This is a genomic window from Staphylococcus simulans, from assembly GCF_002994445.1.
GTDB classification, from domain to species: domain Bacteria; phylum Bacillota; class Bacilli; order Staphylococcales; family Staphylococcaceae; genus Staphylococcus; species Staphylococcus simulans_B.
Map to the genome: position 1 here is coordinate 59369 of NZ_MRZJ01000009.1, position 24977 is coordinate 84345.

General features: G+C 38.5%; 20 protein-coding genes and 1 tRNA gene. 13 read left to right on the plus strand and 8 right to left on the minus strand.

Features of this window, described 5'->3' with window-relative positions; all coding sequences use genetic code 11:
* Nucleotides 1-28 precede the first annotated feature (28 nt).
* Nucleotides 29-937: a hypothetical protein gene (locus C7N65_RS10505; RefSeq protein ID WP_105994426.1), complete on the plus strand. Its 909-nt coding sequence runs from the start codon at nucleotides 29-31 to the stop codon at nucleotides 935-937.
* A 100-nt stretch (nucleotides 938-1037) separates the two neighbouring features.
* Here C7N65_RS10505 and C7N65_RS10510 read toward each other — a convergent pair whose 3' ends face one another.
* The 4 genes from C7N65_RS10510 to C7N65_RS10525 all read right to left on the minus strand — a co-directional run bounded on the left by C7N65_RS10510 (nucleotide 1038) and on the right by C7N65_RS10525 (nucleotide 4157).
* Nucleotides 1038-1793 (minus strand): SDR family NAD(P)-dependent oxidoreductase, encoded by a 756-nt coding sequence (locus tag C7N65_RS10510; RefSeq protein WP_105994427.1) that lies wholly within the window; start codon nucleotides 1791-1793, stop codon nucleotides 1038-1040.
* Nucleotides 1794-1871: 78 nt separating this feature from the next.
* Nucleotides 1872-2312 carry a MarR family winged helix-turn-helix transcriptional regulator gene (locus C7N65_RS10515; RefSeq protein WP_105994428.1) on the minus strand — a complete coding sequence of 147 codons (441 nt, stop codon included), beginning with the start codon at nucleotides 2310-2312 and terminating at the stop codon, nucleotides 1872-1874.
* Nucleotides 2313-2522: 210 nt separating this feature from the next.
* Complete coding sequence (locus C7N65_RS10520; RefSeq protein ID WP_105994429.1) at nucleotides 2523-3665, minus strand: hypothetical protein; 1143 nt, start codon at nucleotides 3663-3665, stop codon at nucleotides 2523-2525.
* A gap of 102 nt (nucleotides 3666-3767) precedes the next feature.
* Nucleotides 3768-4157: a hypothetical protein gene (locus tag C7N65_RS10525; RefSeq protein ID WP_105994430.1), complete on the minus strand. Its 390-nt coding sequence runs from the start codon at nucleotides 4155-4157 to the stop codon at nucleotides 3768-3770.
* 117 nt (nucleotides 4158-4274) lie between these two features.
* Between C7N65_RS10525 and C7N65_RS10530 the strand changes: the two genes are divergently transcribed.
* Nucleotides 4275-4466, plus strand: a complete 192-nt coding sequence (locus C7N65_RS10530) for a hypothetical protein (protein WP_105994431.1) — start codon at nucleotides 4275-4277, stop codon at nucleotides 4464-4466.
* Between the two features lie 127 nt (nucleotides 4467-4593).
* Here C7N65_RS10530 and C7N65_RS10535 read toward each other — a convergent pair whose 3' ends face one another.
* Complete coding sequence (locus tag C7N65_RS10535) at nucleotides 4594-5298, minus strand: SDR family oxidoreductase (protein WP_105994432.1); 705 nt, start codon at nucleotides 5296-5298, stop codon at nucleotides 4594-4596.
* A gap of 390 nt (nucleotides 5299-5688) precedes the next feature.
* On the opposite strand from C7N65_RS10535, the gene C7N65_RS10540 reads away from it, so the two are divergent.
* The 8 genes from C7N65_RS10540 (at nucleotide 5689) to C7N65_RS10570 (ending at nucleotide 15644) form a co-directional block, all read left to right on the plus strand.
* The gene (locus C7N65_RS10540) at nucleotides 5689-7272 is read left to right on the plus strand and encodes an FMN-binding glutamate synthase family protein (protein WP_105994433.1); all 1584 of its coding nucleotides are present in this window, start codon (nucleotides 5689-5691) and stop codon (nucleotides 7270-7272) included.
* 260 nt (nucleotides 7273-7532) lie between these two features.
* Nucleotides 7533-8999, plus strand: a complete 1467-nt coding sequence (locus tag C7N65_RS10545; RefSeq protein ID WP_105994434.1) for an MDR family MFS transporter — start codon at nucleotides 7533-7535, stop codon at nucleotides 8997-8999.
* Between the two features lie 189 nt (nucleotides 9000-9188).
* Nucleotides 9189-9983, plus strand: coding sequence for a putative hydro-lyase (locus C7N65_RS10550; RefSeq protein WP_105994435.1), 795 nt, complete (start codon nucleotides 9189-9191; stop codon nucleotides 9981-9983).
* Nucleotides 9984-10076: 93 nt separating this feature from the next.
* Complete coding sequence (locus C7N65_RS12630; RefSeq protein WP_199790683.1) at nucleotides 10077-10580, plus strand: hypothetical protein; 504 nt, start codon at nucleotides 10077-10079, stop codon at nucleotides 10578-10580.
* Nucleotides 10565-11185, plus strand: a complete 621-nt coding sequence (locus C7N65_RS12635) for an ImmA/IrrE family metallo-endopeptidase (RefSeq protein ID WP_199790684.1) — start codon at nucleotides 10565-10567, stop codon at nucleotides 11183-11185. The genes C7N65_RS12630 and C7N65_RS12635 overlap by 16 nt, the downstream gene beginning before the upstream one ends.
* 50 nt (nucleotides 11186-11235) lie before the next feature.
* Complete coding sequence (locus C7N65_RS10560; RefSeq protein WP_105994436.1) at nucleotides 11236-11472, plus strand: hypothetical protein; 237 nt, start codon at nucleotides 11236-11238, stop codon at nucleotides 11470-11472.
* 712 nt (nucleotides 11473-12184) lie between these two features.
* Nucleotides 12185-14119, plus strand: coding sequence for a catalase (locus C7N65_RS10565; RefSeq protein ID WP_105994447.1), 1935 nt, complete (start codon nucleotides 12185-12187; stop codon nucleotides 14117-14119).
* 220 nt (nucleotides 14120-14339) lie between these two features.
* Nucleotides 14340-15644: an anaerobic C4-dicarboxylate transporter family protein gene (locus tag C7N65_RS10570; protein WP_105994437.1), complete on the plus strand. Its 1305-nt coding sequence runs from the start codon at nucleotides 14340-14342 to the stop codon at nucleotides 15642-15644.
* 89 nt (nucleotides 15645-15733) lie between these two features.
* On the opposite strand, the gene C7N65_RS10575 is transcribed toward C7N65_RS10570, so the two are convergent.
* Nucleotides 15734-16414 (minus strand): DUF4811 domain-containing protein, encoded by a 681-nt coding sequence (locus C7N65_RS10575; protein ID WP_105994438.1) that lies wholly within the window; start codon nucleotides 16412-16414, stop codon nucleotides 15734-15736.
* Nucleotides 16411-17931: an MDR family MFS transporter gene (locus tag C7N65_RS10580; RefSeq protein ID WP_105994439.1), complete on the minus strand. Its 1521-nt coding sequence runs from the start codon at nucleotides 17929-17931 to the stop codon at nucleotides 16411-16413. Before C7N65_RS10580 ends, C7N65_RS10575 begins: the two co-directional genes overlap by 4 nt.
* Before the next feature lie 152 nt (nucleotides 17932-18083).
* Between C7N65_RS10580 and C7N65_RS10585 the strand changes: the two genes are divergently transcribed.
* Nucleotides 18084-18674, plus strand: coding sequence for a TetR/AcrR family transcriptional regulator (locus C7N65_RS10585; RefSeq protein ID WP_105994440.1), 591 nt, complete (start codon nucleotides 18084-18086; stop codon nucleotides 18672-18674).
* A gap of 6 nt (nucleotides 18675-18680) precedes the next feature.
* Here C7N65_RS10585 and C7N65_RS10590 read toward each other — a convergent pair whose 3' ends face one another.
* The gene (locus C7N65_RS10590) at nucleotides 18681-19718 is read right to left on the minus strand and encodes a DNA-3-methyladenine glycosylase family protein (RefSeq protein WP_105994441.1); all 1038 of its coding nucleotides are present in this window, start codon (nucleotides 19716-19718) and stop codon (nucleotides 18681-18683) included.
* Between the two features lie 141 nt (nucleotides 19719-19859).
* Here C7N65_RS10590 and C7N65_RS10595 point away from each other — a divergent pair.
* Nucleotides 19860-19949, plus strand: a tRNA-Ser gene (locus C7N65_RS10595).
* Nucleotides 19950-20178: 229 nt separating this feature from the next.
* Nucleotides 20179-24977: YSIRK-type signal peptide-containing protein (locus C7N65_RS10600; RefSeq protein ID WP_234019084.1), on the plus strand; the 4799-nt coding region annotated here is incomplete at its 3' end.

The following is a 24977-nucleotide window of genomic DNA, read 5'->3' on the forward strand; positions in this document are numbered from 1 at the left end:
ATAGAATATACGAAAGCAGGGGACATGTATGAAATTCAGATATATAGGTGCAAGTCTTGTCGCATCTGCATTATTATTGACGGCATGCGGACAAAAGGAACAAAACGAAGATACAAAACAAGAAGAAAAATCAAATCACAACCAAGATAGTTCAAACCAACAAGATCAAAGCAATCACAATGAATCAGACAGTCATGAGAACAATAATGACACACAAAATGAATCTTCAAAAGAATCATCTTCAAAAGAAAAATTCAGCGATTTGAATACCAACAGTAAAGAATATTTAGCACGTGTTTGGTTAGGTGTGTTAGAGAGTTATCAAGATGGCGGAAGTGATTTTGATTCTATCACAATTGACCATTTAGATGTATCTGGTCAGCATATGTATAACCAATATACTGTACGTTATGACGAAGGAACATATGTATTAGCAGCTACACCGACAGCAGCCGGTCATGTTGTATATAAAAACAATGGAGACGGCACAGTCACAATTTATCCTGTACCGAGCCATTTCCAAGATCGCCGCTGGATAGAGCCTGGATACAGCCGCAGCGAATCACAAAGTATTATGAACCAAGGCAAAGTAGTACCGCTTTATGATGGCAATGATGCCTTGGTACATCAAGTAGAAGGCTGGATCAGCGACGGCACAAAAGTACCTGAATCTAATGCGAACAATATTGAAACAGAAGCTTCTGAAAGTACTTCGGATGAAGGTACAGTAACACGTGAAAATGTAATTGATAAAGTTGAAGAATATGAAGGCCATACATTAGATACCAGCACGTATACATTCAAAGAGCCTGAAAAACGCAGCGACGGTGGATGGGGCTTCTCTATTTTAGATAAACAAGGCAACCTTGTCGGTTCTTATATCATTGATGCGGACGGCACTGTGACAAAATATGATGAAAACGGCGATGAAGTATAAGCACTTTTTATCATCAAAATAAAGTATGATAAAAAAATAATGAGACAAAAACACTCCCCGATGGTTAGTATTAAAACCATAAGGGAGTGTTTTATTCATGTTAATAAAGTTTGATGCTGCCGCCATCAACCATTAATGTTTGGCCTGTGATGTATTGAGAATCGCTGCTGCCTAAAAATACCGCAACAGGTCCGATATCTTGTTCAACATCACCGAATTTTTGAAGCGGAATGCCGTTAACTACTTTTTCATAATACTCAGGGTTGTTTTGTCTCCACTGGTCGACACCTTCAGAGTAAGCGATTGGAGAAATAATATTGGCGTTGATACCGTATTCACCGAATTCGTTAGCTATCACACGCGTGATACCTCGAATTGCTTCTTTTGCGGCAACGTAAGCACCTTGATTTTTGTCTCCTTTCATCGCAGCACCAGAACCGAAGTTGATAATGTTTCCTTTAGTTTCTTTTAAATAAGGAATTGTCATCTGGCATAAATGAAATGTCGCAAAAAATCCAGTGTTGAATGATAAGTTCAAGTCGTTTTCTGTAATATCTAAAAAGCTGTTCATGCGAGATGCGTGTGCATTATTAACCAATATATCAATCTGATGATATTTCTCTATTGTTTGATCTACACATGCTTGCAGCGAGGCTTTATCAGTTAAATCTGTTTTGATGAATGTTGTTTCATAGCCTTGCTGGTTTAATGCTTCGCTTAAGTTTTGTCCTTTTTCTTCAGCAATATCCGCAATCACAACACGTGCATTTTCTTTTGCATACGCACGGACAATACCAGACCCTATACCGCCTGCGCCGCCTGTCACAATTGCTACTTTATTGTCTAATTTTGCCATTTAAGATAACCATCCTTTGAATATATTTTTCCATGTGCATCTGATTACGTTTGTTTTCTGAGTTATCTTAGGTGTGTCTTAATTGTTTTCATTTAATTCTTTGACGTGATTAAATAGTTTGTTTTGAATGCTTAACAGTTGCTCGACTTCTTCTTCGTTTAAAACAGAATAGATTTCTTGGTTCATTTTTTGACCTTGTTCTTGTGCTTTGCTTAATAAGTTTTGTCCATTTTCTGTGATGGAAATTAAGAAGACGCGTCGATCATGCGGGTGTGCTTTACGTTCTACATACTGATTGCGAAGCAAGTTGTTGATTAATTTAGTGACTGCACCAGATGTATAGTCTAACGAATGTGCAATATCTGTAGGCTTTTGAGGACCTTCTTTTGCTAACTTCGATAGCACTAAAATTTGAGAAATATTTACATTTTCATCAAACCTTTTGATAAAGAGGGTCATTGTGGCAGAATTCAAAAGGTCTGAATGATGAATGAGTTCAAAAAAGTTGTTGTTTGTCATAATCTCTCCTCAGTTAAAGTGTTGTATAATATTATTATACCGGTAAGATGCTTACTGGTAAACTATTTAGGTATATGGTTACGATTTGATTGTTTTTGTGAAAGCGAATGAGATGATATTAATCACTAATGTAAAACAGGAAGATTTTCACTTTATAATCATGAAAATCTTCCTGTTCTGCGTTTTGATTTTTTATTTTGAATTTCTGTATTATTTGCGGTATTGATTGAAATCAATCACGTTGCTTTGCGATGGGTGATTAGATTTGTTTGTTTTGCGTTGTTTTGGTTGTGTCGGTGTATCGTCATGAAGTTCTGATAAGAATTGGTCTAATTCATCTTGAGAGGTGATTTTACCGTCTAAAATCGCATTCATGACTTTGGCGTCATCTGAACCATCGTCTTCAAATGCGAGTAATTCTTTAACGACTTCGCGCATGTCTTCATCTTGTCCTGCTTCTGAGAAGGCCGCAATGGCACCTTCGATATTTTTAGGCATCTCTGAAGTAAGTGCGTTCAATTTCTGCATTTTATTAATTTCTTCAAGAATTTCTCGGTCGTCGGGATCGATGTAATCTAATGGATCGATATTGTTTTGTTCGAAATAATCAACTAAGAATTCAAAGATATCAATCGGCATATAAAGCACACTATAATCCCAGTCAGCAGCAACCATAAAGACGTCTAAATCCAAGTTTGATACATGCGTAAATGGAATGACGTTGCTTCCTTCCACAATGAAATAAGCAATTAAACCACGTGCATCTTCAGTGAGATAATCGAAACGTTCGAAAGGATCCTCCATGAAGGCATCTTCAATCAATTCAATTAATTCATCACTATTGCATTTTGAGAAACCTTTGATTTTAAAGTTGCGGCAGATTTGTTTGAGTTCTTTTACTGTAAAATCGCATAATCTGTAAGGCAAGTGATAAAGTCCGTATTCTTGTCTTGCTTCATGAAGCTCCTGCATTTCTATAATAGCCTCTTCTTCATCGTTATCTAATTGCGGTAAAGGCTTGTATTGACTATTAAGTACATATTGGTTGTAATTATTGAGGAAATCAATATCCACAAACCAGCCTTCATCATCCAATGGAAAGATAAAGTTGGTCGCCGATAATAATGGCATGTATCTAGCATCTTTCTCAGAGATTACAGGTACTTCTATTTGATTAGACAGAATGAAATCCAGTACTTGTTTTTCTTTTTTATTACTGTATTTCGCATAATCAGCGAAAATTTCAGCTTCAGTCATTTGCATAGCATCTTCTTTTTTATAGTTCGGATTTTTAATTTGTATTGCGTAAAGGAGTCGGTCGTAATTATCATATTTATCAGAGAAGTCGTACATATATCTGTCACCTCATGCGTTAATTAATCTTATTTATCTATTTTATACTAAAAGCAAGGTGATAACTAATAATTCTATCATTCAATTTTACAATAGCGATATTCAGCTTTTAATGTCGATATGATGCTTTTTAAAGTACTTGCTGAGGATGAAATAGATATCTTGAGGGACACTGATCATGTGCTTCTTTTTATTATAATTGACCATAAACGCATCATCGATGGCAGAAGGTACTGGGTCTTTTAGACTGACAGCATTATGTTCATGAACAAAAAACAGCGAAAGCAGTGCGACGGCTTCGTCATCTTCTAATAGGATATCCAGCATTTCATCAGGTTCTTCGTAGAATGTTTTAGATATCATTAAGGCAATTTCATTCTTTCTGGTGTTCGCAAAACCATGAATATGATATTTCCTGCAAATATTCTTAAGTTCAGGCAAACTATATTTTCTTGTCATTATTTGGGCGATTGTTAAATATTCTTGAAGCATGTCTCTATCCTTTCTTCAATGTTACATCTAGACGAATGTGCGGATGATTCATATAGGATTGTACCGCAGGTTATGGTACATTAATGAATAAGAATTATAAAATGAAGGAGAACTTCAATGGATGTTACAACATTTGTCTATGTATTGATTATAGTCATCAGTTTTCTAGTAACGAACGCGATTTCAAATCGATTTATCAAAAATCGTTCCAATACTGGACTGTATCTTTTAAAACGCGTCGGTATTTTCATGGCTGTCTATCTTGTATTATTTACAATCTATTTTATCTTATTCCAGCCTAAAATCTAAAGCAATCTGCGGGGGTGCTAAGTTAAGCTTAGTACCTTTTTTATGCGATTGCATCTATGTAAAAGCATAAGCCAAGGTTGTCCCTCGGCTTATGACTCATTTTCTAAGTGTTTCGTATAGTACCTTTTTATACAGGGCGTACTGTGACTTCGTTAACATTGACGTGACCTGGTTGTGTTAAGGCGTATACAACGGCATTTGCGATGTCTTTAGGTTCTAACATTTTACGGTTGCCCCAATCTGTATCGCTTGTCATTGCAGTGTCTACCATACCTGGTGAAATGCTTGTAGAACGGATACCAGTTTTAGCCAGTTCTTTTTCTAAGCCCTGTGTAATAGCGTGAACAGCTGCTTTTGTGGCACTATAGAGTGCACTTGTCTTACTGACTTCAAATCCCGAAATTGAAGCAATATTGACAATGTGTCCGCTGGATTGTTTTTGGAAGTGGGGCATGACTGCGTTGATTGCGTATAGTGTACCTTTAAGGTTTACATCAATCATGTCATCCCAAGCTTCTACTTGTCCATCTGTGATTTGAGATGATTTCATTTGTCCTGCACTGTTGACTAAAATGTCTACTTTGCCGAATTCTTCTACAGCTTGTGCAACGGCACGATCGATTTCTTCACGTTTTGTGACATCTGCACTGATGATTTCAAAATTCTTCGCACCTGCTTTTCTTAATTCAGTAGAAACCGCATCTAATTTGTTTTCATCACGTGCAACAAGTACGACCGTTGCGCCTTCATTTGATAGTTTAAGTGCGATGCCTTTCCCGATACCGCTGCTCGCACCCGTAACTACAGCGACTTTCTTGTTCAATTCTGTCATGAGTAAATCCGCCTTTCTCTCTCTTATTTACCTACACTTTAACATATTCCCTTAATTGTTCTGTGTATAAGCATTGTGTACACATAAGAAAGACTAAATAATCCGAACATTTGAAAACTTTAAAACCCTGTTTTGAATAGGTTAGAGATATGTTAGATTAAATACGGTGTTGGAATTTTTTACATTTCTAGTGTAGAAAATGCGATTAAAAGCATCCTTTCATAATTATTTCTACGAAAATGTAAACGTTTTCTAAAAGCATAATGAAACTAGATAAATTTTGGTATACAATGAAATTATGTTTAAATTATGTGCAATTTCAGCAGAGTGGGCTGCTGAGAATTGAAGTAAATAGAGTTAAGGCATATCAATAGAGAGAGGGGAACAAAAATGCTATTGCTTACGATTCTTCAATTCATACTCAACATTTTCATCGCTATCGTTGTCGTGGGATTGTTGATTTCTGGATTGGTTTTGTTAATCAGAGATAAGCGCCAGCAACAACACAGTGTCCTAAGAAATTACCCTGTGCTTGCACGTGTGCGCTATTTCTTCGAAAAGATCGGACCTGAGCTGCGTCAATATTTATTCTCAGAGGATACGAAAGGGAAGCCGTTTTCACGCAGACAATATACGGATATTGTTAAAGCGGGTAAATACAAGTCGCGTATGGCAAGTTTTGGGACATTAATGGACTATGAAGATGGGTTCTTCATTCAAAATACAATGTTTCCGAAACAAGCAACTGAAATGCGTATCGATCAATCGAACTTGATTTCTACTTTCTTGTATAAAGTAGATAATGAACGTTTATTCGACCGTGAAGAACATCGCGAATCGGATGAAGTTGATCCTTATTACCTTTCAGATGAGGATGCGGTGGTATTAGGCGAAGGCCTCAAACATCCTTATGTGGTAAAACGTTTAGTCGGTCAATCTGGTATGAGTTATGGTGCACTCGGTAAGAATGCGATTACTGCACTTTCAATGGGATTAGGACGTGCAGGGACTTGGATGAATACCGGAGAGGGCGGTTTGTCTGACCACCATCTTAAAGGCGGCGGAGATTTAATTTATCAAATCGGGCCAGGTCTATTCGGTGTACGTACCGCTGACGGTGAGTTTGATATAGAAAAATTCAAACAAAAAGCAGACATGGACCAAGTGAAAGCCTTTGAAGTGAAGTTGGCACAAGGGGCTAAAACACGCGGCGGTCACATGGAAGGTGCTAAAGTAACAGAAGAAATCGCAGAAATAAGAAGTGTAGAAGTCGGTAAAACAATCAATTCACCAAACCGTTTTGAATTCATTCATAATTATGATGACTTGTTAGATTGGATTATGCAGCTGCAAGAAGCAGGACAAAAACCTGTAGGATTCAAAATTGTAGTCAGCCGTGTCTCAGAAATTGAAGGCTTGGTTAAGACAATGAAAGAACGTAATCAATTCCCAAGTTTCATTACAATTGACGGCGGTGAAGGCGGTACGGGTGCCACTTATCAAGAGCTTCAAGATAGTGTCGGCTTGCCGCTGTTTACAGCACTGCCGATTGTAACAGGTATGCTTGAGAAATACGGCATCCGCGATAAGATGAAAATTTTCGCATCAGGCAAATTGGTCACACCAGATAAAATCGCAATTGCACTTGGTCTAGGAGCAGACTTAGTCAATGTAGCACGCGGTATGATGATCAGTGTCGGCTGTATCATGAGTCAGCAATGCCACTTAAACACATGCCCAGTCGGTGTTGCGACAACAAACCCTAAATTAGAACGCGGTTTATTTGTAGATGAGAAGAACTACCGTGTCACAAACTATGTGACAAGCTTGCATGAAGGGTTATTCAACTTAGCAGCGGCAGTCGGTGTTAATAGTCCGACTGAAATTACGCAAGAGCATTTAATACTTAAAAACAAGAGCGGCGACCTTCAATCAATTTATGATTATAAACTGAAACTGATTGAAGCTTCATAAAGATAATCTATAACTGAAGTGCTGTGTCTATTAAGCGACATTTTCCATGAGATGTATGTGGAAAATGTCGCTTTTTGTATGGGATACTATTCCATGGCAAATGCAATACTTCAATGTGCTATCTGCCAGTTGACTGATTTTTATTAGATTTAACACTTAATTAAACTGGAATCAATCTTTTTAATGCACAGTTGTGGTATGATAAATTGCATTATTTAAAATGGGAATGAGCATGCAATAGAATTTAGAGGAGATGAAATATGTCACATAAAACAAAACTAGTGATGATTATAACAATGCTGATGGGCGGATTTTTCGGTTTGCTGAACGAAACTCTGCTTGCGACAGCATTGCCGAGTATTATGAGAGATTTCAATATTGAATACACACAAGTACAGTGGTTAACGACTGCTTTCTTACTTACAAATGGTGTAGTTATACCGTTATCAGCGATGGTTATCCAGCGCTTTACAACACGCCAAGTCTTCACAACAGCGATTTTAATCTTTTTAATCGGCACAATAGCCGCTGGATTCAGTCCGAACTTTACAGTGCTGTTGATTGCACGTATTGTACAAGCACTCGGTTCAGGTATGATGATGCCATTAATGATGACAACAATCTTAGATATTTTTGAACCGCATGAACGCGGGAAATATATGGGGATTTTTGGTTTAGTGATTGGTTTAGCACCTGCAATCGGACCGACATTGTCAGGTTACTTAGTAGAATACTTTAATTGGCGTTCATTGTTCCATGTTGTAGCGCCGATAGCGGTGCTTACTTTCTTAGGCAGTTTGAAATTTGTGGTTAACGTAGGAACCACAAAGAAAGTCCCGATTGATGTATTATCGATATTACTTTCAGTCATAGGTTTTGGCGGTTTATTATACGGCACAAGTTCAATTTCAAGAGACGGTTTTGATGATCCGATTGTCTTAACAACGATTATCGGCGGTTTAATTTTGGTGGTCATCTTTATCATCAGACAAACACGTTTAACGTCACCGCTGCTTGATTTCAGAGTCTTTAAAGAAGGTCAGTTTGCGGTAGGTATTTTGATAATGGCCTTTGTGATGATTGCGATGATTGGTTCAGAAACGGTATTACCGATTTTTGTACAAAATATTATGGGTAAACCGGCACTTGAATCCGGACTTATTTTATTGCCGGGTGCGATTGTAATGGGAATCATGTCTGTCTTGTCTGGTTTTCTATTTCAGAAATTCGGTGCCAAAATACTTGCGATTATCGGTTTATCAATAGTTGTTGTGACAACATTGTACTTCGTCTTTATGGATGGCGATACATCTTCAGGCATGCTTGCGACGGTTTACGCTATTCGTATGGTTGGTATTGCTTTAGGTTTAATGCCTTTAATGACGCATATTATGAACCAGTTGCCGATGCATTTGAATGCGCATGCTTCTTCAATGACGAATACCGTACAACAAATTGCGGCTTCTATCGGTACAGCCGCATTATTCACAATCATGAGTCATTATGCAAAAGCGTTTAAACCTGATATGGCGGATTATGAAGGTATGGGTAAGAAGGCGATGATGCAAGCTGTACAACACGATGCATTATTGAATGGTTATCACGCAGCCTTCTGGTTTACAGTGATTATTGCGGTGATCAGTTTAATCAGCGTGTTCTTGTTAAAAAGCAAAAAAGCCGCAGATGCCGCATCTCCGCTTACTTCAGACGAGCAACACATACAATAAATAAAAATATTGAAATAATACTTTATTCAAAGTCTTGGATATGCACTTACAATGTATCCAAGACTTTTTTGTTTGTTATTAAGCATAAATTGCTTTAATTGTTTTATCAGAATATTTTCGCAACTCCATACAACAGACAATGTTTCATGATAGAATGGTTCAAAAGAGAGACAAAGGGGATGTAGTTTTATGACAGTACAAGATTATCAAAATGCGACACCAAAAGAGATTCGCGATGCCATTGCGAAAGGGGAAATCACAGGGCATACGAGCGGTATGGCTAAGGGGTACATTCAAGCGAATGTGGTTATTCTGCCTGAAAAGTATGCATATGATTTCTTGAAGTTTTGTTTTAAGAATCCTAAGACGTGTCCATTATTAGACGTGTCAGAAGTCGGGGAGAAACATTTTACGAAGTATGGAAGAGAAGCGGATATCACACAAGATGTGTCACTATATCGTGTGTATCGAGATGGAGAGTTAGTTGAAACACCGACAGATATCGGGCATGTCTTTACAGAAGATATGGTCAGTTTCTTAATCGGATGCAGTTTTACGTTTGAACATGCGCTGCTTGAAGCGGGTATTCCTATCCGCCACATTGAAGAAGGACACAATGTGCCGATGTATATTACAAACATTCCAGCAGAACCAAGCGGCCGCTTTGATGGTAATATCACTGTAAGCATGCGTCCTATGACAATGGCAGAAGCAATTAAAGCGACAGAAATTACAACACACTTTAAGAACGTACATGGTACACCGATTCATATCGGAGATCCGAAAGCAATCGGCGTGACGGATTTGGATAATCCTGATTTCGGCGAACCGGTTCAGTTTAAACCAGGTGAAGTTCCTGTATTCTGGGGATGCGGTGTTACTCCGCAATCTGTCGCATTAGACGCAAAACCAGAACTCATCATCACACATGCGCCTGGTCATATGTTTATCACAGATGTTAAAGATAGCGAGTTGAGTGATTAAGGGTAAAAAAATAGATGTTGCTTAGTGGTTCATACAATCATTTAACTAACGGGACATGGTATAATATTTAAAAATATTGGAGGAGGCAACGCCATGGTTAAACGTATCGTACTCAATAAACAAGTGTTTAATGCGTATATTCAAGAAGCAAATGTGCCTCTCTCCGCTATTAAAGAGAAGGTTGAAAAGATAGATGACATCATGAGCGGAGAGATTGACCCAACATTTAATCAGCTTATCAAAATAGCGAAAATTATAAATGTACCCGTTGGCGCATTATTGTTGAATGAGAAAATGACTGCGCCGAAAGAAAGATTGGACTTTAGAGTGCTTCAATCGAAAATGGCAGAAAGTAAAAGCGAAGAGCTTAAAGCAACAATACAAGAAATGCGAATGAAGCAAGCGTTTCTAAAAGAAGAGATAGAATATGAACTTCCGTATATCCATATTTTTAAAGCACAAACAGATGTACTTCAAGTTGCACATGAAATTCGTAAAATTTTAGATGTCCCAAAAGATTATATGGGACAAGCAAAGCCTGATGTATTTAACTATTTCAGGAAAAAATCAATCGAATCGGAGTGTTTGTTTTTTTAAATGGAAAAGTAAAAGACAACACACACCGTCCGCTCAATATTAAAGAATTTAGAGGCTTTGTATTAAGCGATAAACAGGCACCGATCATCTTTATTAATCAAACAGACACTAAAAAGGGACGTTTGTTCACATTGATTCATGAACTAGTTCATTTGTTTGTAGGTAATGAAGGTATTTTCAATAGTGATGCATTGGAAGAAAGTGCGCAATCATTCGAAGCATATATTAATAAAATCACAGCTGAACTGCTTGTACCTCTATCCATATTTGAGAAGATCAAGACAAATGATATTCACAGTCTAGAAACAATATTTCCAGTAAGTCAATATGTCTTATATAGAAGATTATTAGATACAAATAGAATAAGCCGCACCGCTTATCAAGTTGCTGTAAAGGAACTCGAAGAGGCATATACAAAAGTACAAAAGAATAAAAAGCTTAGTTCTGAATCCGGCGGAAACTTTAATAACAACCTGAAGTACAGAATGGACAGTGTCTTCTTCAGATATGTCGACAATGCTTTAAAACAAAATAAAATTTCTTATACTGATGCTTTCCAGTTAGTAGGTGTTGGTTATAAGGGATATAAATTTTTGAAAAAATAAATATGAATACTTAGTAAAGATGTTAGGACATATATACGAGGTGCTAGGATATGAATGAAAAAGAAGTTAAAGAAATAATGAAAGAATATAGAGAAAGAGGTATGAAACAGCAAAGTTTAGAAGAAAGAATAAAACAAGACGGTCGTGGTTATGCTAAATTAAACAACAAATTAGGTATAAAATCACCAAATGGTCCGAGCAAAGATGCAAGACCAATGACACAAAAAGAAAAAGAAGCATTAAGAAGGTCAAAAAATAACAATATTACAGAAGATAAGTTGCGTTGATAAATATCTCGCCGTCGTGACAAAAAATAAAGGGTCGGTAAAAATTCAGACACTGGTAAAAAGTAAATACTCCAAAATGAGTAATAGCTCAATGTAAAGGGATTAAAGAAACTATGTCAACACATATAAAGGACTGAGACATAAGTACACAGAAGAAAATTAGGAAGAACTTTAAGTAGGAGTACTTCAAATGTAGTAATAGAAAATGCTTTCAGATACGGAAACTTCAAAAATCTACAATCAATAAGATTGATATAGAAACATTTTTCGGAAATCTGTAGGATAATTTGGTTTTCACTCGGATGTTCCTTAGGGGCAAAGAAAAAGTCAAAATCGAAATTGAAATTATATTTATGGCAGTTAATATCAAGAAACTATTAGCTCTACAAGTCGGTAATTACTATTTAAAATTAAAGCAGGAAGACTTTTCATTTTTTTATCATGAAGGTCTTCCTGCTTTTAGTTAGGAGACACAATAAAGTTCCAGCTTTTTTTCTAACATCTTGATAATCCTCAATGTAAATCCATACAAACACTTTATAATATATTTATAAAAAGTGTGAACAAAGTGTAAAAATGTTTTGCTTAAAAGGTGCGGGGAATTGTAGGAGTAAGACATGATTTTTGAGGAGGTTTTTTTGAAGTGAACGAACACAAAAACAAAAAGCAAGAGCAGTTGGATCAATTCAGAAAAAGCCATCAAGATGAAGCAATGACGACGAATAATGGCACAAAAGTCAGTGAAGATGAATTAACATTAACCGCTGGAAAAAGAGGGCCGAGTCTACTTGAGGACTTCCATTTCCGTGAAAAGATTATGCATTTCGACCATGAGCGTATTCCAGAACGTGTTGTACATGCGCGCGGATTTGGTGCACATGGTGAATTTGAATTATATGAAGATTTATCTAAGTATACTTCTGCGGACTTCCTTACGAATACAGATAAAGTAACACCGGTGTTTGTGCGTATTTCTACTGTACAAGGTTCAAAAGGTTCACCGGATACTGTACGTGACGTACGCGGTTTTGCGACGAAATTCTATACAGATGAAGGTATCTTTGATTTAGTAGGAAACGATATTCCAGTATTCTTCGTTCAAGATGCGATTAAATTCCCTGACTTGATTCACGCAGTAAAACCTGAGCCAGATACTGAAACACCGCAAGGCGGTTCAGCACATGATACATTCTGGGACTTTTTCGCAGAAAACCCTGAAACATCACATACTGCAGTATGGGCGATGAGTGACCGCGGTATTCCTAAGAATATCAGACAAATTGAAGGATTCGGTGTACATACATTCCGATTAGTCAACGCAGAAGGCGAATCTTTCTTTGTTAAATTCCATTGGCGCCCAACACACGGCTTAGAATCATTAGTATGGGATGAAGCGCAAATCTTGCAAGGTAAAGATATCGACTTCCACCGTAAAGACTTGCACGAATCTATTCAAAAAGGCGACTATCCTGCATGGGAATTAGGCTTGCAGATTATTAGAGAAGACCAAGAGTTCGACTTTGATTTCGATATCTTAGATCCTACTAAGCTTTGGCCAGAAGATGAAATACCAGTTAAAGTTGTAGGTAAAATGACATTGAACCGCAACGTAGATAACGTGTTTGATGAAATAGAACAAGTGGCATTCCATCCAGGTCATGTAGTACCAGGTATCGACTTCTCAAATGACCCGTTGTTACAAGGCAGACTATTCTCTTATACAGATACACAAATTTCTAGACTCGGCGGACCGAACTTCAACCAGATTCCAATCAACCGTCCTGTAAATAAAGTACGCAATAACCAACGTGATGCGATGCATCAAATGAATATCCACGAAGGTCAGACTTCTTATCATAAGAACAAATTAGAAGGCAATTGTCCGTTTACAAGTTCTAAATCTGAAGGTGGTTATGAACATTATCCAGAAAAAGTAGAAGGACATAAAATCAGACGCCGCAGCGATAGTTTCAAAGACTATTACTCACAACCAAGATTGTATCTGAACAGCTTAACGCAAGCGGAATATGATCATACTGTAGACGGCTTCTCATTTGAAATCGGTAAATGTAAAAGCATGGACGTACGTCAGCGTGCAGTGAATCAATTGAATAAAATTGACCGAGAATTAGCTGAACGTGTTGCGGCGAATGTCGGTGTTGAAGTACCAGAAGAAAATGAAGAAGTAAAAACAGATAAGAAAGACAGTCAATTAACAATGGAAAAATATGATATTCCATTACCTGGACACTCTGTGGCTATTTTAATCAATGGTGATGTGGACCCAGAAACATTAAAATCTTATGCGATAAGTGCAGCGGATAATCAATTGAACTATGCATTTGTCGGTAAGCAGCAAAAATCATTATCAGAAGATATTTCTGTGAATGAGACTTATGACACTGCACATGCGACATTATTCGACAGTCTGGTTATATTATCAGATGGTTCAGAGCTTGAACCAGAAGCAGAAGAATTTGCGGCACTTTCTTATAAGCATAAGAAACCGATTCTCTTTAATGAAGCAGCTTCAAAAGTGCTTCAAGATAAAAAAGTGAAATTAGATTCGCCTGGTGTTATCGTTTCAGATAATCCAGAAGCCATCTTAAAAGCATTCAAACAATATCGCTATTGGGATAGAGCGTAGGTTAATCATTTGGTCCTCGGTGTAACACCCGAGGGCTTTTTTTATTTGAACAGAAAATATAGTGTGTTATAAGTTGTTAATTGAAACAATATAAAATTTTAGACTTTCACTAAATTTTCATTTTTGACGATTGTGTTACACTGCACAGCGGTGAAGAATCATGATAAACTAGAGTATGTTATTTTTTTCACAAGAAAGAGAAATTAAGTGAGGCGTTAACATGTTCTTGTTTATTTTAGAAATTATCATTATGATTGCGGCGATATTACTCGGGTTGCGTGCAGCAGGTGCATTAGGCTGCGGTATCTTTGCGATTGTGGCGCAATTAATCATGATTTTTATATTTGGATTACCACCGGGTTCTGCGCCGGTAACTGCAGTCTTGATTATATTATCTATCGGTATTGCCGGCGGTACGCTGCAAGCAACGGGCGGTATTGATTATTTAGTGCATTTGGCATCGAAAATTATTGAACGCTTCCCTAAGTCGATTATCTTTATCGCACCGATGATTGTGTTTCTCTTTGTATTCGGAATCGGAACAGCGAATATTGCTTTATCGCTTGAACCGATTATTGCGAAGACCGCAAAACGTGCAGGTATTCAGCCGAAGCGTCCTTTAACAGCCTCAGTACTGACTGCGAACTTGGCTTTATTATGCAGCCCTGCAGCTTCTGCGACTGCTTACATTATCTCTGTTGTCGCAGTATCCGGTATTACCATGGGCAAATACTTATCCATCGTCTTGCCGACAGCATTGATCAGTATGTTAGCGCTGAGTGTTTATTGCACAGTCGTCGGCAGACGCAAACCGCACCCGAGTCAATTTGCGGAACAGCTTTTAGAAGAGATAGAAGATACAGAACCGCGTCCTGAATTTACCAAAAGAGTGAAAATCGGTGTAGCAGCTTTCTTAACAGGAGTTGCGTGTATTTTATTCTTTGGTATCTTTTCAGATTTTGTCCCTTCGTTCAAAGTAAATGGCGAGACGGTTAAGTTAGAAACAACAGAGATAGTGCAATTGTTTATGTATGCGAGTGCCGCAATCAACTTAGTGCTGATTAAACTGAATACAAGAGACATTTTGAACGCACACATTACGCAATCTGCAATTGGTGCACTCTTTGCGGTCCTTGGTCCCGGCTGGTTAGGTGCGACGATCTTCAGTGCACCGAGCAACCAAAAGATTATGACCCAGGAAATAGGGGGCATTATTGAACAAGTACCATGGCTTGTCATTATTTTAGTTTCCATGGTGACAATGATAGTGATATCGCAATCTGCGACAGCTTCGATTATGCTGCCGATATTGATGAGTATCGGTGTGCCGCCGATGTACTTTATTGCGATGGTTCAAACATTAAACGTAAACTTCGTAATTCCGGCACAGCCTACATTACTCTTTGCGGTAGATCTAGACGAAACGAAACAAACACGACCGACCAGCTTTATTCTTCCGGGCTTCTTTGTTATTACAGTTTCGATTATAGTCGGTTTCTCATTGAAAGCTCTTTTAGGTTATTAAGAGATTGAAAATGTATATTGCATAAATAAGCATATAAACATAAATAAAAGCGCGCAATCACTTTTAAAGGTTGCGCGCTTTTGGTTTGCTTATTGTCCTAACATCTTTTTCATTTGTTTCACAGCCATTTTAGTTTGTTCTGCTTTCGGCATAGATTGCATCATGGCCATTTGTTTTTGCTGGCTGCTAGAATCTTTTTGTTTCGCTTGCAGCTGTTTTAATTGTTCTGGTGATGCTGCAACCCATTCATCTTTAGGTAAAGTAATGGTTGTAGTCTCTTTAATTAATGCTTTGTGATCATCACCAAAGCTCATCAATGCTTGATAGAAATCATTTTCGAATACCCAAGCCGTAGTTTTAGTTTTGACTTCAGGTTGTTTAACGTCTTTAAGTTGATACGTCGCTGATTTTTTCACAGTTTCAACTTGTTTATCTTTGCTGAAGTCAGGTTTAAAATGAGCTTGTGCTTTGTTTTGATCTTTGTGATCGCGATAAATCAAAACATAATTGTTTGTATCTTTGCCGAGTTCTTTTGCAATCATTAAATTAGCAGGGTTTTGTTTATCGCCTGCAGAGTAAACATTATGGTGTACTTTAGTTGTTGTGACTTGCTTCATACCAAAGTGATGGTGCAAGTTCATACCGATTAAGATACCTTGAATCAGTAATAAGACCATTAACAGACTGCCTATCGCAATACGAACGGCTTTCGGCTTGATAAACATCCAAGCGAGGAAAACAGCAAGTGTTAGTAATATTAATATAATCATTTTGTTTCCTCACTTTCTTTAGAAAGATTATTGCCTAAGAATGGTACTAAAGCAAGACCAAGAATTGCGAAGACTAAACCAATCGCAAAGGCAGTATTGAAACCGTCAATCATGGCATGTTGGAATTGACGCATGAATTCAAACGGGTCGGTATCTTTTAAGGATGCTTTCGGCTCGTTGTTGTTAATGATGTTTTGTGTCACAGATGTTAATAATGCAACACCGATAGAAGATGCCATTTGACGTGCAGTGTTATTAACTGCTGTACCGTGTGTTCCGACTTCTGTAGGAATCGAATCCATCGCAAAAGCAGTGAGCGGCATCATAATCAATGCAATTGAGAATATACGGATGGCATATAACACTGTAATAAGTGTTGTAGATGTTTCGCCTGATAAAAAGGCGAAAGGAATTGTAGATACACTAAGAATAAAGAAACCTACAAATGCTAAACGTTTCACACCGACTTTATTGTATAAAGCACCTGAAATCGGTGAAGTGATGCCCATTAAGAGTGCACCAGGTAATAAAGTCAAACCTGCGACAAGCGGTGAGAAACCGTGGATATTCTGCAAGTATGTCGGCAGCATCATTTCTACACCGAACATAGCCATTGTGATTAATACAATGCCCAATGTGGCGAAGGTGAAGTTTCTGTTTTTAAACACGCGCAAGTCTAAGAATGGATCTTTCATTTTCAATTGACGCACTACAAAGAAAGTCAAGATGAACAAACTTGCGATAATCGGCAAAATGACCCACCAAAAGCTGCCCCATCCTTCTGAAGCCACGTTTGAAAAGCCCCAAAGGAACAGACCGAAGCCGAATACCGATAAAATAAATGATGGAATATCTAGTTTTAATTTTCTGTTAGGAATAATATCTTTCATTAAGAAGATACAAAGCACTAATGCAATGACCATCACAGCGATTGGAACGATAAAGATATTTCTCCATGAATTGCTTAAAGTCAGACCCAAAATAATGTGGTCCTTATCTAAAATCCAACCGGCAAATGTAGGACCGATGGCAGGTGCTAAACCAATCGCAAGACCTGTGAGTCCCATTGCGACACCGCGTTTCTTCGGCGGATACATATTAATAATCAGCATTTGCATCAGCGGCATCATCATGCCGACAGAGACAGCTGAAATAATACGACCGACTAGGAATACGAACCAATAGTGATGGCTGCTGGGTGCTAAAGCGGTAATCGCTAAGCCGATTAATAAAATACTATATGCTAGGATGTGCAGTAATTTTGTAGGGAATCGTGTTGCGAAGAACGCAGATAATGGAATCATGACACCATTTGCGAGCAAGAACCATGTTGTGGCTTGTTGTGCTGTTGCGAAATCTATATCAAAATCGTGCATAAGTGTCGGTAACGCTGTGCCGAGCGATGTCTGCATTAAAACACCTGAAAATGTGGCCAGCAGCATTGTTACCATAATCAACGTCGGGTTATAAGGTTTGCCATGTATATCGACAGGGCGAGTTGAGTGGTTTGAGGTCATATTTTCCTCCTGATTAATTATTATTCAAAAATTGACGTTTTCCAATATAACACCTTACTCTGAAGATAAAAAGTACACATTGTTACAATGTGTCCAAAATAGGACAGTCTATTTGATTTTGTGTTATATTGAATGCAAATGGAGGGGTATGTATGCCTTATGCTAGAAAAACGAATCAAACTAAACGAAAGATTAAAGAAGCGTTGATTCAGTTAATGAAACAAAAACATTTCGATTTGATTGCGATTCATCAGATTGCGGAAGCGGCAGAAATCACACGCAGTACATTTTATCGGTATTATGACGATAAATATGAACTGCTGGAGGAAATTGAGGATGAAGTTATCCAAAGGCTGAATGAACTGCGCAAACAATTTAAATCGAAAAGCGACGGCACTGAGTTTTATGAAAAAGCATTAATCAAAGAAATGTTTGATGCACTGTATCCTTATGCGGATACAATACATCTCTTATTAAGTTTCAATACCCATGCCAGCTTTGAAATGAAGTTGAAAAATGATATGAAACAGCGCTTTGATATTATTCGTCAAAATACAAAGCTGACTAAAGTCGAAAGAGACTTGTTGAAAGAATATATTTTCAACATGTTTATTACGACTTTCAAATATTGGGCAGGACATAAAGAGGAAGTGACTTCTGAAGAAGTTGCTGACATCATCATTACAGTACAATGGAACGGCTTTAAAAATATTTTAGAAGACAGTCAAAAACAACAGCGTTAAAGCTGATCACTTCCATAGATTAATTACCGCGTAACTGCGTAATGGACGCCAAGCTTCAGCGTAAGCAAGGCGTTTTTTCTTGTCTTTACGTTCAATCTCCGGATAAATGTCGCGCATACGGTTGATGACACCGATATCTGTTTCTAAGAAAGCATCAGGATAACCTAAAGCACGCATCGCAATGGCATGCATAGACCAAGGTCCAATGCCTTTAATGGCAGATAATTGTTTCATGATATGTTCTGCTTTCATGATGGCATCGTTATTGAGTGTGCCGTTTTGCCAAATCGGCAGAGGTGCTAAAGCGATTTCACCGGATTGAACAGCTTTTGCGACTGCCTCGATAGTTGCGGCACGACGACCAGTTATACCTAAAGGACCAAGTACATCACCAATGCCAGTACCGCCTTCTAAAAGGTTTTGTCTGCCAGCTTCAATGATAATAGAAGCATTTGGAAAGAGATATTGCAGCTGAGGGTGACCATAATTAAAGGGTGTCCCAAGATGTTTAACCAAACGTCCTGCTAAAGTGGTTGCGGCACTGACAGTAATTTGTTGCCCTAAAATGGTACGCACACTTACTTCAAAGCCGTCCATACCGCCAGGCAAACGCAAGTGCGGATCAATCCAGGGTTCTTTGAGTGCTGCTTTAATAACTTCTGGATTGAAATCTAAATCAAACAGATGACGTAGGCGCATAAGAATATTACCTAATTCGGGATAACAGCTGACACTCATTTCTGCTTTTAATTGGTTATGTTCAAAATCGTGTGTAACTGAAAGCCATCCTTTAAGCGGAATATGATATTCAGATTGCGGAATAAGCAGTGTACGCGCATAAGAAGATTCATCCGCAAATTCTACACCTGGTATCGCACGACGTTCTAAAAACGCAAGCAAAGTTTCCCATAAGTAAGGCGGATGATAGGGCAGATGTATTGTAAAGGTATGTTGATACCAGCTTTCATGTACAGGAATAGTGATATAGGGATCGTCTAATGTTTTAAGTGTATCTATTATGAAGTTTGTTTTGAGATGCATCATCGAAACCTCCTTAGAACCATACTATGTGATACCGCATGGTTTAAGCAAAGGTTTTGAAATCATGTTGCAAAAGTTTTAGTGTAAATAATGTTGGTGATGGATATTATCAATTTGCATGTATGTCAACCAACTCATAACGAAGGAGAAGTACCCAAGTTCGGCTGAAGGGACTGGTCTCGAAAACCAGCAGGAGTCGAAAGGCTCGCAAGGGTTCAAATCCCTTCTTCTCCGCTGTATAACCGCTAGTCCAATGTTGGATTGGCGGTTTTTAATTTTTGAGGAAGTCAAGCGATATATAGAAAAAATTCTATTTTTAGATATAGAATTGTACATAATTTGTAAATATTTGTACTAAAACGCACAAAACTTTGTTATACTTAATCAGTATGCATTATACAAAAAATAACATGCAATACTTCAGCGTTTTAAAGTAAAAACACACAATTACATGGAGGACATCATGAGAAAACCAAACAAACGTTTAGACTTCTTGCCGAATATTCATAACAAATATTCGATTAGAAAATTTACAGTTGGAACGGCATCTATTTTATTAGGGACCACATTAATTTTTGGGGCTAGCCGTGATGCAGAAGCGGCTGAAGAGAACGGTTCTCAGCAAGCGACAGAACCAGCAGAAAATTCAGCGAACCAAACTGCAGCACCTGCCGACCAAAATACAAAAGCTGTAAATGCAGAAGCTAAACCAGAACAGTCTAGCACAGAAAAAACATCAGAAGTTTCACAACCTCAAGCAACAAGTGAAACAAACCCACAGACTAAAACGACGCAAGTTAACGCAGAACAAAAAGAGACAGCTGTGAAAACTGAACAACCTCAGCAAAATACTGCAGCACCTGCAAACACAGAAAGTACACAGACTGCAGAAAAGCAAACAGCAACAGAACCTGCAAAAGCAGCAGATTCTCAGCCAACTGAAGCAGTGAAAACTACAACTGAAAATAACGATCAAAGTACTGAAGCGCCAAAAGTAAGTACAAGAGAAGCGGATACAAGTTCTATAGATTTTTCAATGCTGAATGATGGGCAAAAAGCACCTGTAGAATTTGTAGAACAATACTTGCACACATCGGACAAACAAGGGTTAGTACGTCAATTATTGGCGGATAACTATGGTCCAGATGATGTAGACGGTATCATGAGTAAAATTAACGTAGACTATAATACGGTTTCTGCGGAAGATTTATTCCAAGATATTTTACGAGCTGGTATTGAGTATGCAAATGAGCAAACTTCTAAATATACTGTTTATGCAGTAAGAGCAGCAGGATCTGATACGACTTCAACATCATCAAGTACGACTAATGAGACGTATCCTGTAGGTGATGAGAATACAACTTCAAACGTTACTTTGCCTAAAAATGGTACAACAACTGAAGTTGTTGGTGCTTTAAAAACAGAAATACGTATTCCTGATCAAGGTGTATCTGTTACAGGTACAGGTAAAACATATTCTGGTCAATTACCAGCGCATTATGTGTTTACTGCAACTCCAGATAAAGCGAATAATAGAATGAATTTTTCAGTTAAATACGATGCTACTGTGAACACTGGAAATCATTCGATTGATTTAGGGGGATTGAAGCTTGGTAAAGCTTATGAACACCCTAGTCAGATTCCATACAAATATAAACAATCAGGAGTTACTTCTCCTCCAGGTACAGGTTATCTACAAGGAGGGTTATCTAAACCTGGTTATCCGCAGGGTTATGCCATGGACTCTAGACCAATGCTTAACAATTATCCTACATTGACAAATGGAGGATATGGTCTATTAGAGTTTTCTGTTCCTGTTACAGATTGGAATGGAGATTTAAGTGTAGAAGCATTCCCGATGATGTATTCGCAAAACTCACCGTACAGTAGACAGCACGATCCATATTCAACTGATAATTACTTCCATGAAAAAATGCAAGTAATTTTGGATGGGAACCCGGATCTTAATATCAAAACTACTAAAAGTGTAGTGAGTGAACCTCTACCGTTTGAAACGAAATATGTGACTACAACAAGCCTTCAAGCTGGTCAACAACGAATTAAATCTACAGGTAGTGAAGGAGTTAAAACATACAACGAAACAACTGTAACTTACAAAGGTGAGTTAATTGGTAAAACAAGAGATCAAGGAGTGGTTACTCTTCAGCCTGTCAATAAAATTGTCGAGTTGGGAATTGGACAGCCCCTACAAACACCGGACATTGTATTGCCACCTGTCGTAGATCCGCAATTATCCGGATCAAGAACGGTTACAGGTGAAACAGAACCTAATGTACCTGTAACTATTCATGTAGGGCCTACTACGTATACAACACAATCTAATGCACAAGGTACTTTTACGCAGGCTTTAAATGCTCCGTTAAGAGAAGCAGATGTAGTTACAGCAACTGTTTCTAAAAACGGAACTACAAGTTTACCAGGTAAAATGATTGTACCTCGTGATGGACGTACGCCTAATATCACAACAACACAAGAAAGAACGACTCAAAACGGTAAACAAGGTACATTATTAACAATTATTAATGCAGATACGAACCAACCAATCAGCACTGTATTCATTCCTGATGGAACAGCAGGACCAAGAGGTGCGAAAGGCGACAAAGGTGATACTGGTGCTGCAGGTGCACAAGGTCCAGCCGGTCCGAAAGGCGATAAAGGAGATACCGGAGCTGCAGGTGCACAAGGCTCAGCTGGTCCAAAAGGTGATAAAGGAGATACGGGTGCTACGGGAGCACAAGGCAAATCGATTACAGTATTATCTAGAAGTTTAATGCCAAATGGGGACCTTCTTGTTGTATTTTCAGATGGAAGTCAAGTAGTTGTTCCAAGGGGACCAAAAGGTGATACAGGAGCACAAGGTCCAGCCGGTCCTCAGGGTGCCCAAGGTATACAAGGTGTTCAGGGTACAACTGGAGCAACCGGTCCACAAGGTCTAAAAGGTGACAAAGGTGAAAAAGGTGATACAGGTTTAACAGGAGCACAAGGTCCAAAAGGAGATAAAGGTGATCGCGGAGAAACAGGCGCAGCCGGCACATCAATCGGAATATCAAAAATTGAACCATTAGCAAATGGAGACCAAAAAGTCACATTTACAGATGGCAAAACAATGACAATTCCAAAAGGCGTTAAAGGTGACAAAGGTGATACCGGAGCTCAAGGTGCTAGAGGTACAGATGGTACATCAATCGGCATAACTAGTATTACTAAATTACCAGATGGAACAACACATGTAGTATTTACTGATGGTAAAACAATGGATATTCCTAAAGGCACAGATGGAAAATCTATCACTATCACAAACACAACTACATTACCAAATGGTAATAAAGAAGTTACATTCAGTGACGGTAAAAAATTAGAAATTCCAAAAGGTGATCAAGGTATCCAAGGTATTCAAGGTCCAGCCGGTCCTCAAGGTGCCAAAGGTGATAAAGGTGACCGAGGCGAAACAGGCGCAGCGGGTACATCAATTGGTATCAGAACAATTGAAGCATTACCAAATGGTGATACAAAAGTTACATTTACTGATAGTAAAACAATGATAATTCCAAAAGGTAAAGATGGTGCACCAATTACGGTTAAATCATCTACACCGAATGCGAATGGCGATATCGTTGTCACATTCAGTGATGGTTCAACTGCGACAATTCCAAAAGGTGCTAAAGGTGACAAAGGCGACGCAGGTCAAAATGCAGCTCCATTAACAGTTACAAACACTACAAAAGATGCAGCTGGCAATACAGTAGTTCACTTCAGCGATAACTCAACAGCCACAATTTCAAAAGGTGATAAAGGAGATCGTGGTGAAACGGGTGCCCAAGGTGCAGCTGGAGCAACAGGCGCGAAAGGTGATAAAGGCGACCGTGGTGAAACAGGTGCTGCTGGACAAAATGGTACATCAGTTACTATTACTAGCACGCAAGTTCAACCTGATGGTTCAACAAAAGTAGTCTTTAGTGATGGTCATGAAATTGTGATTCCAAAAGGCCAAAAAGGTGCAGACGGAAAAGCAATTACAATCAAATCAACAACAACAGATCCTGAAGGAAATAAAGTTGTGACATTCAGTGATAACACAACAATCACTATTCCTAAAGGTGACAAAGGTGATCGTGGTGAAACTGGAGCACAAGGTGCGAAAGGTGACACAGGTGCAACTGGACCTAAAGGTGAATCTATTACAATCACAAATACAACAACATTGCCGAATGGTAATAAAGAAGTAACATTCAGTGACGGTAAAAAATTAGAAATTCCTAAAGGTGATACAGGCGCAACAGGCGCAACTGGCGCTGCTGGTCAAAACGCTGCACCACTCACAGTTACAAGCACTAATAAAGATTCGGACGGTAACACAGTCGTTCACTTCAGTGATGGTTCACAAGCAGTAATTGCTAAAGGCGACCGTGGTGAAACTGGTGCTAAAGGAGATAAAGGTGATACAGGAGCAAAAGGCGAATCTATCACAATCCGTTCAATTGCACCGCAAAGCAATGGCGATACTGTTGTAACATTCTCAGACGGCAAATCTTTAACAATTCCTAAAGGTGCCAAAGGGGATAAAGGTGATGCAGGTCAAAATGCTGCACCGTTAACTGTAACAAGCACAACAAAAGACCCAGCAGGTAATACAGTTGTTCACTTTAGTGATGGTCAACAAGCTGTCATTTCTAAAGGAGACAAAGGTGACCGCGGTGAAACAGGCGCAGCTGGTACAAACGGTCATGATGCAGCACCATTAACAGTTACAGGCACAACAAAAGATGCAGATGGCAACACAGTCGTTCATTTCAGCGATAACTCAACAGCTGTTATCTCTAAAGGAGATAAAGGCGACGCAGGCGAAGCTGGAGCTAAAGGTGAAAAAGGTGATTCAGTCACTATTACTAGCATTACGCCTCAACCAGATGGTTCAACAAAAGTAGTCTTCAGTGATAATAAAGAATTTGTGATTCCAAAAGGTGAAAAAGGCGATAAAGGTGATACAGGTGCAGCCGGTGCAACAGGAGCAAAAGGCGAATCTATCACAATTACAAGCATTACACCTCAAGCCGATGGTTCAACAAAAGTTATCTTCAGTGATGGCAAATCATTAGTTGTTCCTAAAGGTGCAAAAGGAGACAAAGGTGACCGTGGTGAAACCGGAGCACAAGGTGCAAAAGGTGAAAATGGAACATCAATCACAATTACAGATACAACAACATTACCAAATGGCAATAAACAAGTAACCTTCTCAGATGG

What these genes read in the sequence shown, in the direction of transcription:
- C7N65_RS10505 (WP_105994426.1), top strand. Translation starts at nt 29, where the DNA reads ATGAAATTCAGATATATAGGTGCAAGTCTTGTCGCATCTGCATTATTA.
- C7N65_RS10510 (WP_105994427.1), bottom strand. Translation starts at nt 1,793, where the DNA reads ATGGCAAAATTAGACAATAAAGTAGCAATTGTGACAGGCGGCGCAGGC.
- C7N65_RS10515 (WP_105994428.1), bottom strand. Translation starts at nt 2,312, where the DNA reads ATGACAAACAACAACTTTTTTGAACTCATTCATCATTCAGACCTTTTG.
- C7N65_RS10520 (WP_105994429.1), bottom strand. Translation starts at nt 3,665, where the DNA reads ATGTACGACTTCTCTGATAAATATGATAATTACGACCGACTCCTTTAC.
- C7N65_RS10525 (WP_105994430.1), bottom strand. Translation starts at nt 4,157, where the DNA reads ATGCTTCAAGAATATTTAACAATCGCCCAAATAATGACAAGAAAATAT.
- C7N65_RS10530 (WP_105994431.1), top strand. Translation starts at nt 4,275, where the DNA reads ATGGATGTTACAACATTTGTCTATGTATTGATTATAGTCATCAGTTTT.
- C7N65_RS10535 (WP_105994432.1), bottom strand. Translation starts at nt 5,298, where the DNA reads ATGACAGAATTGAACAAGAAAGTCGCTGTAGTTACGGGTGCGAGCAGC.
- C7N65_RS10540 (WP_105994433.1), top strand. Translation starts at nt 5,689, where the DNA reads ATGCTATTGCTTACGATTCTTCAATTCATACTCAACATTTTCATCGCT.
- C7N65_RS10545 (WP_105994434.1), top strand. Translation starts at nt 7,533, where the DNA reads ATGTCACATAAAACAAAACTAGTGATGATTATAACAATGCTGATGGGC.
- C7N65_RS10550 (WP_105994435.1), top strand. Translation starts at nt 9,189, where the DNA reads ATGACAGTACAAGATTATCAAAATGCGACACCAAAAGAGATTCGCGAT.
- C7N65_RS12630 (WP_199790683.1), top strand. Translation starts at nt 10,077, where the DNA reads ATGGTTAAACGTATCGTACTCAATAAACAAGTGTTTAATGCGTATATT.
- C7N65_RS10560 (WP_105994436.1), top strand. Translation starts at nt 11,236, where the DNA reads ATGAATGAAAAAGAAGTTAAAGAAATAATGAAAGAATATAGAGAAAGA.
- C7N65_RS10565 (WP_105994447.1), top strand. Translation starts at nt 12,185, where the DNA reads ATGACGACGAATAATGGCACAAAAGTCAGTGAAGATGAATTAACATTA.
- C7N65_RS10570 (WP_105994437.1), top strand. Translation starts at nt 14,340, where the DNA reads ATGTTCTTGTTTATTTTAGAAATTATCATTATGATTGCGGCGATATTA.
- C7N65_RS10575 (WP_105994438.1), bottom strand. Translation starts at nt 16,414, where the DNA reads ATGATTATATTAATATTACTAACACTTGCTGTTTTCCTCGCTTGGATG.
- C7N65_RS10580 (WP_105994439.1), bottom strand. Translation starts at nt 17,931, where the DNA reads ATGACCTCAAACCACTCAACTCGCCCTGTCGATATACATGGCAAACCT.
- C7N65_RS10585 (WP_105994440.1), top strand. Translation starts at nt 18,084, where the DNA reads ATGCCTTATGCTAGAAAAACGAATCAAACTAAACGAAAGATTAAAGAA.
- C7N65_RS10590 (WP_105994441.1), bottom strand. Translation starts at nt 19,718, where the DNA reads ATGATGCATCTCAAAACAAACTTCATAATAGATACACTTAAAACATTA.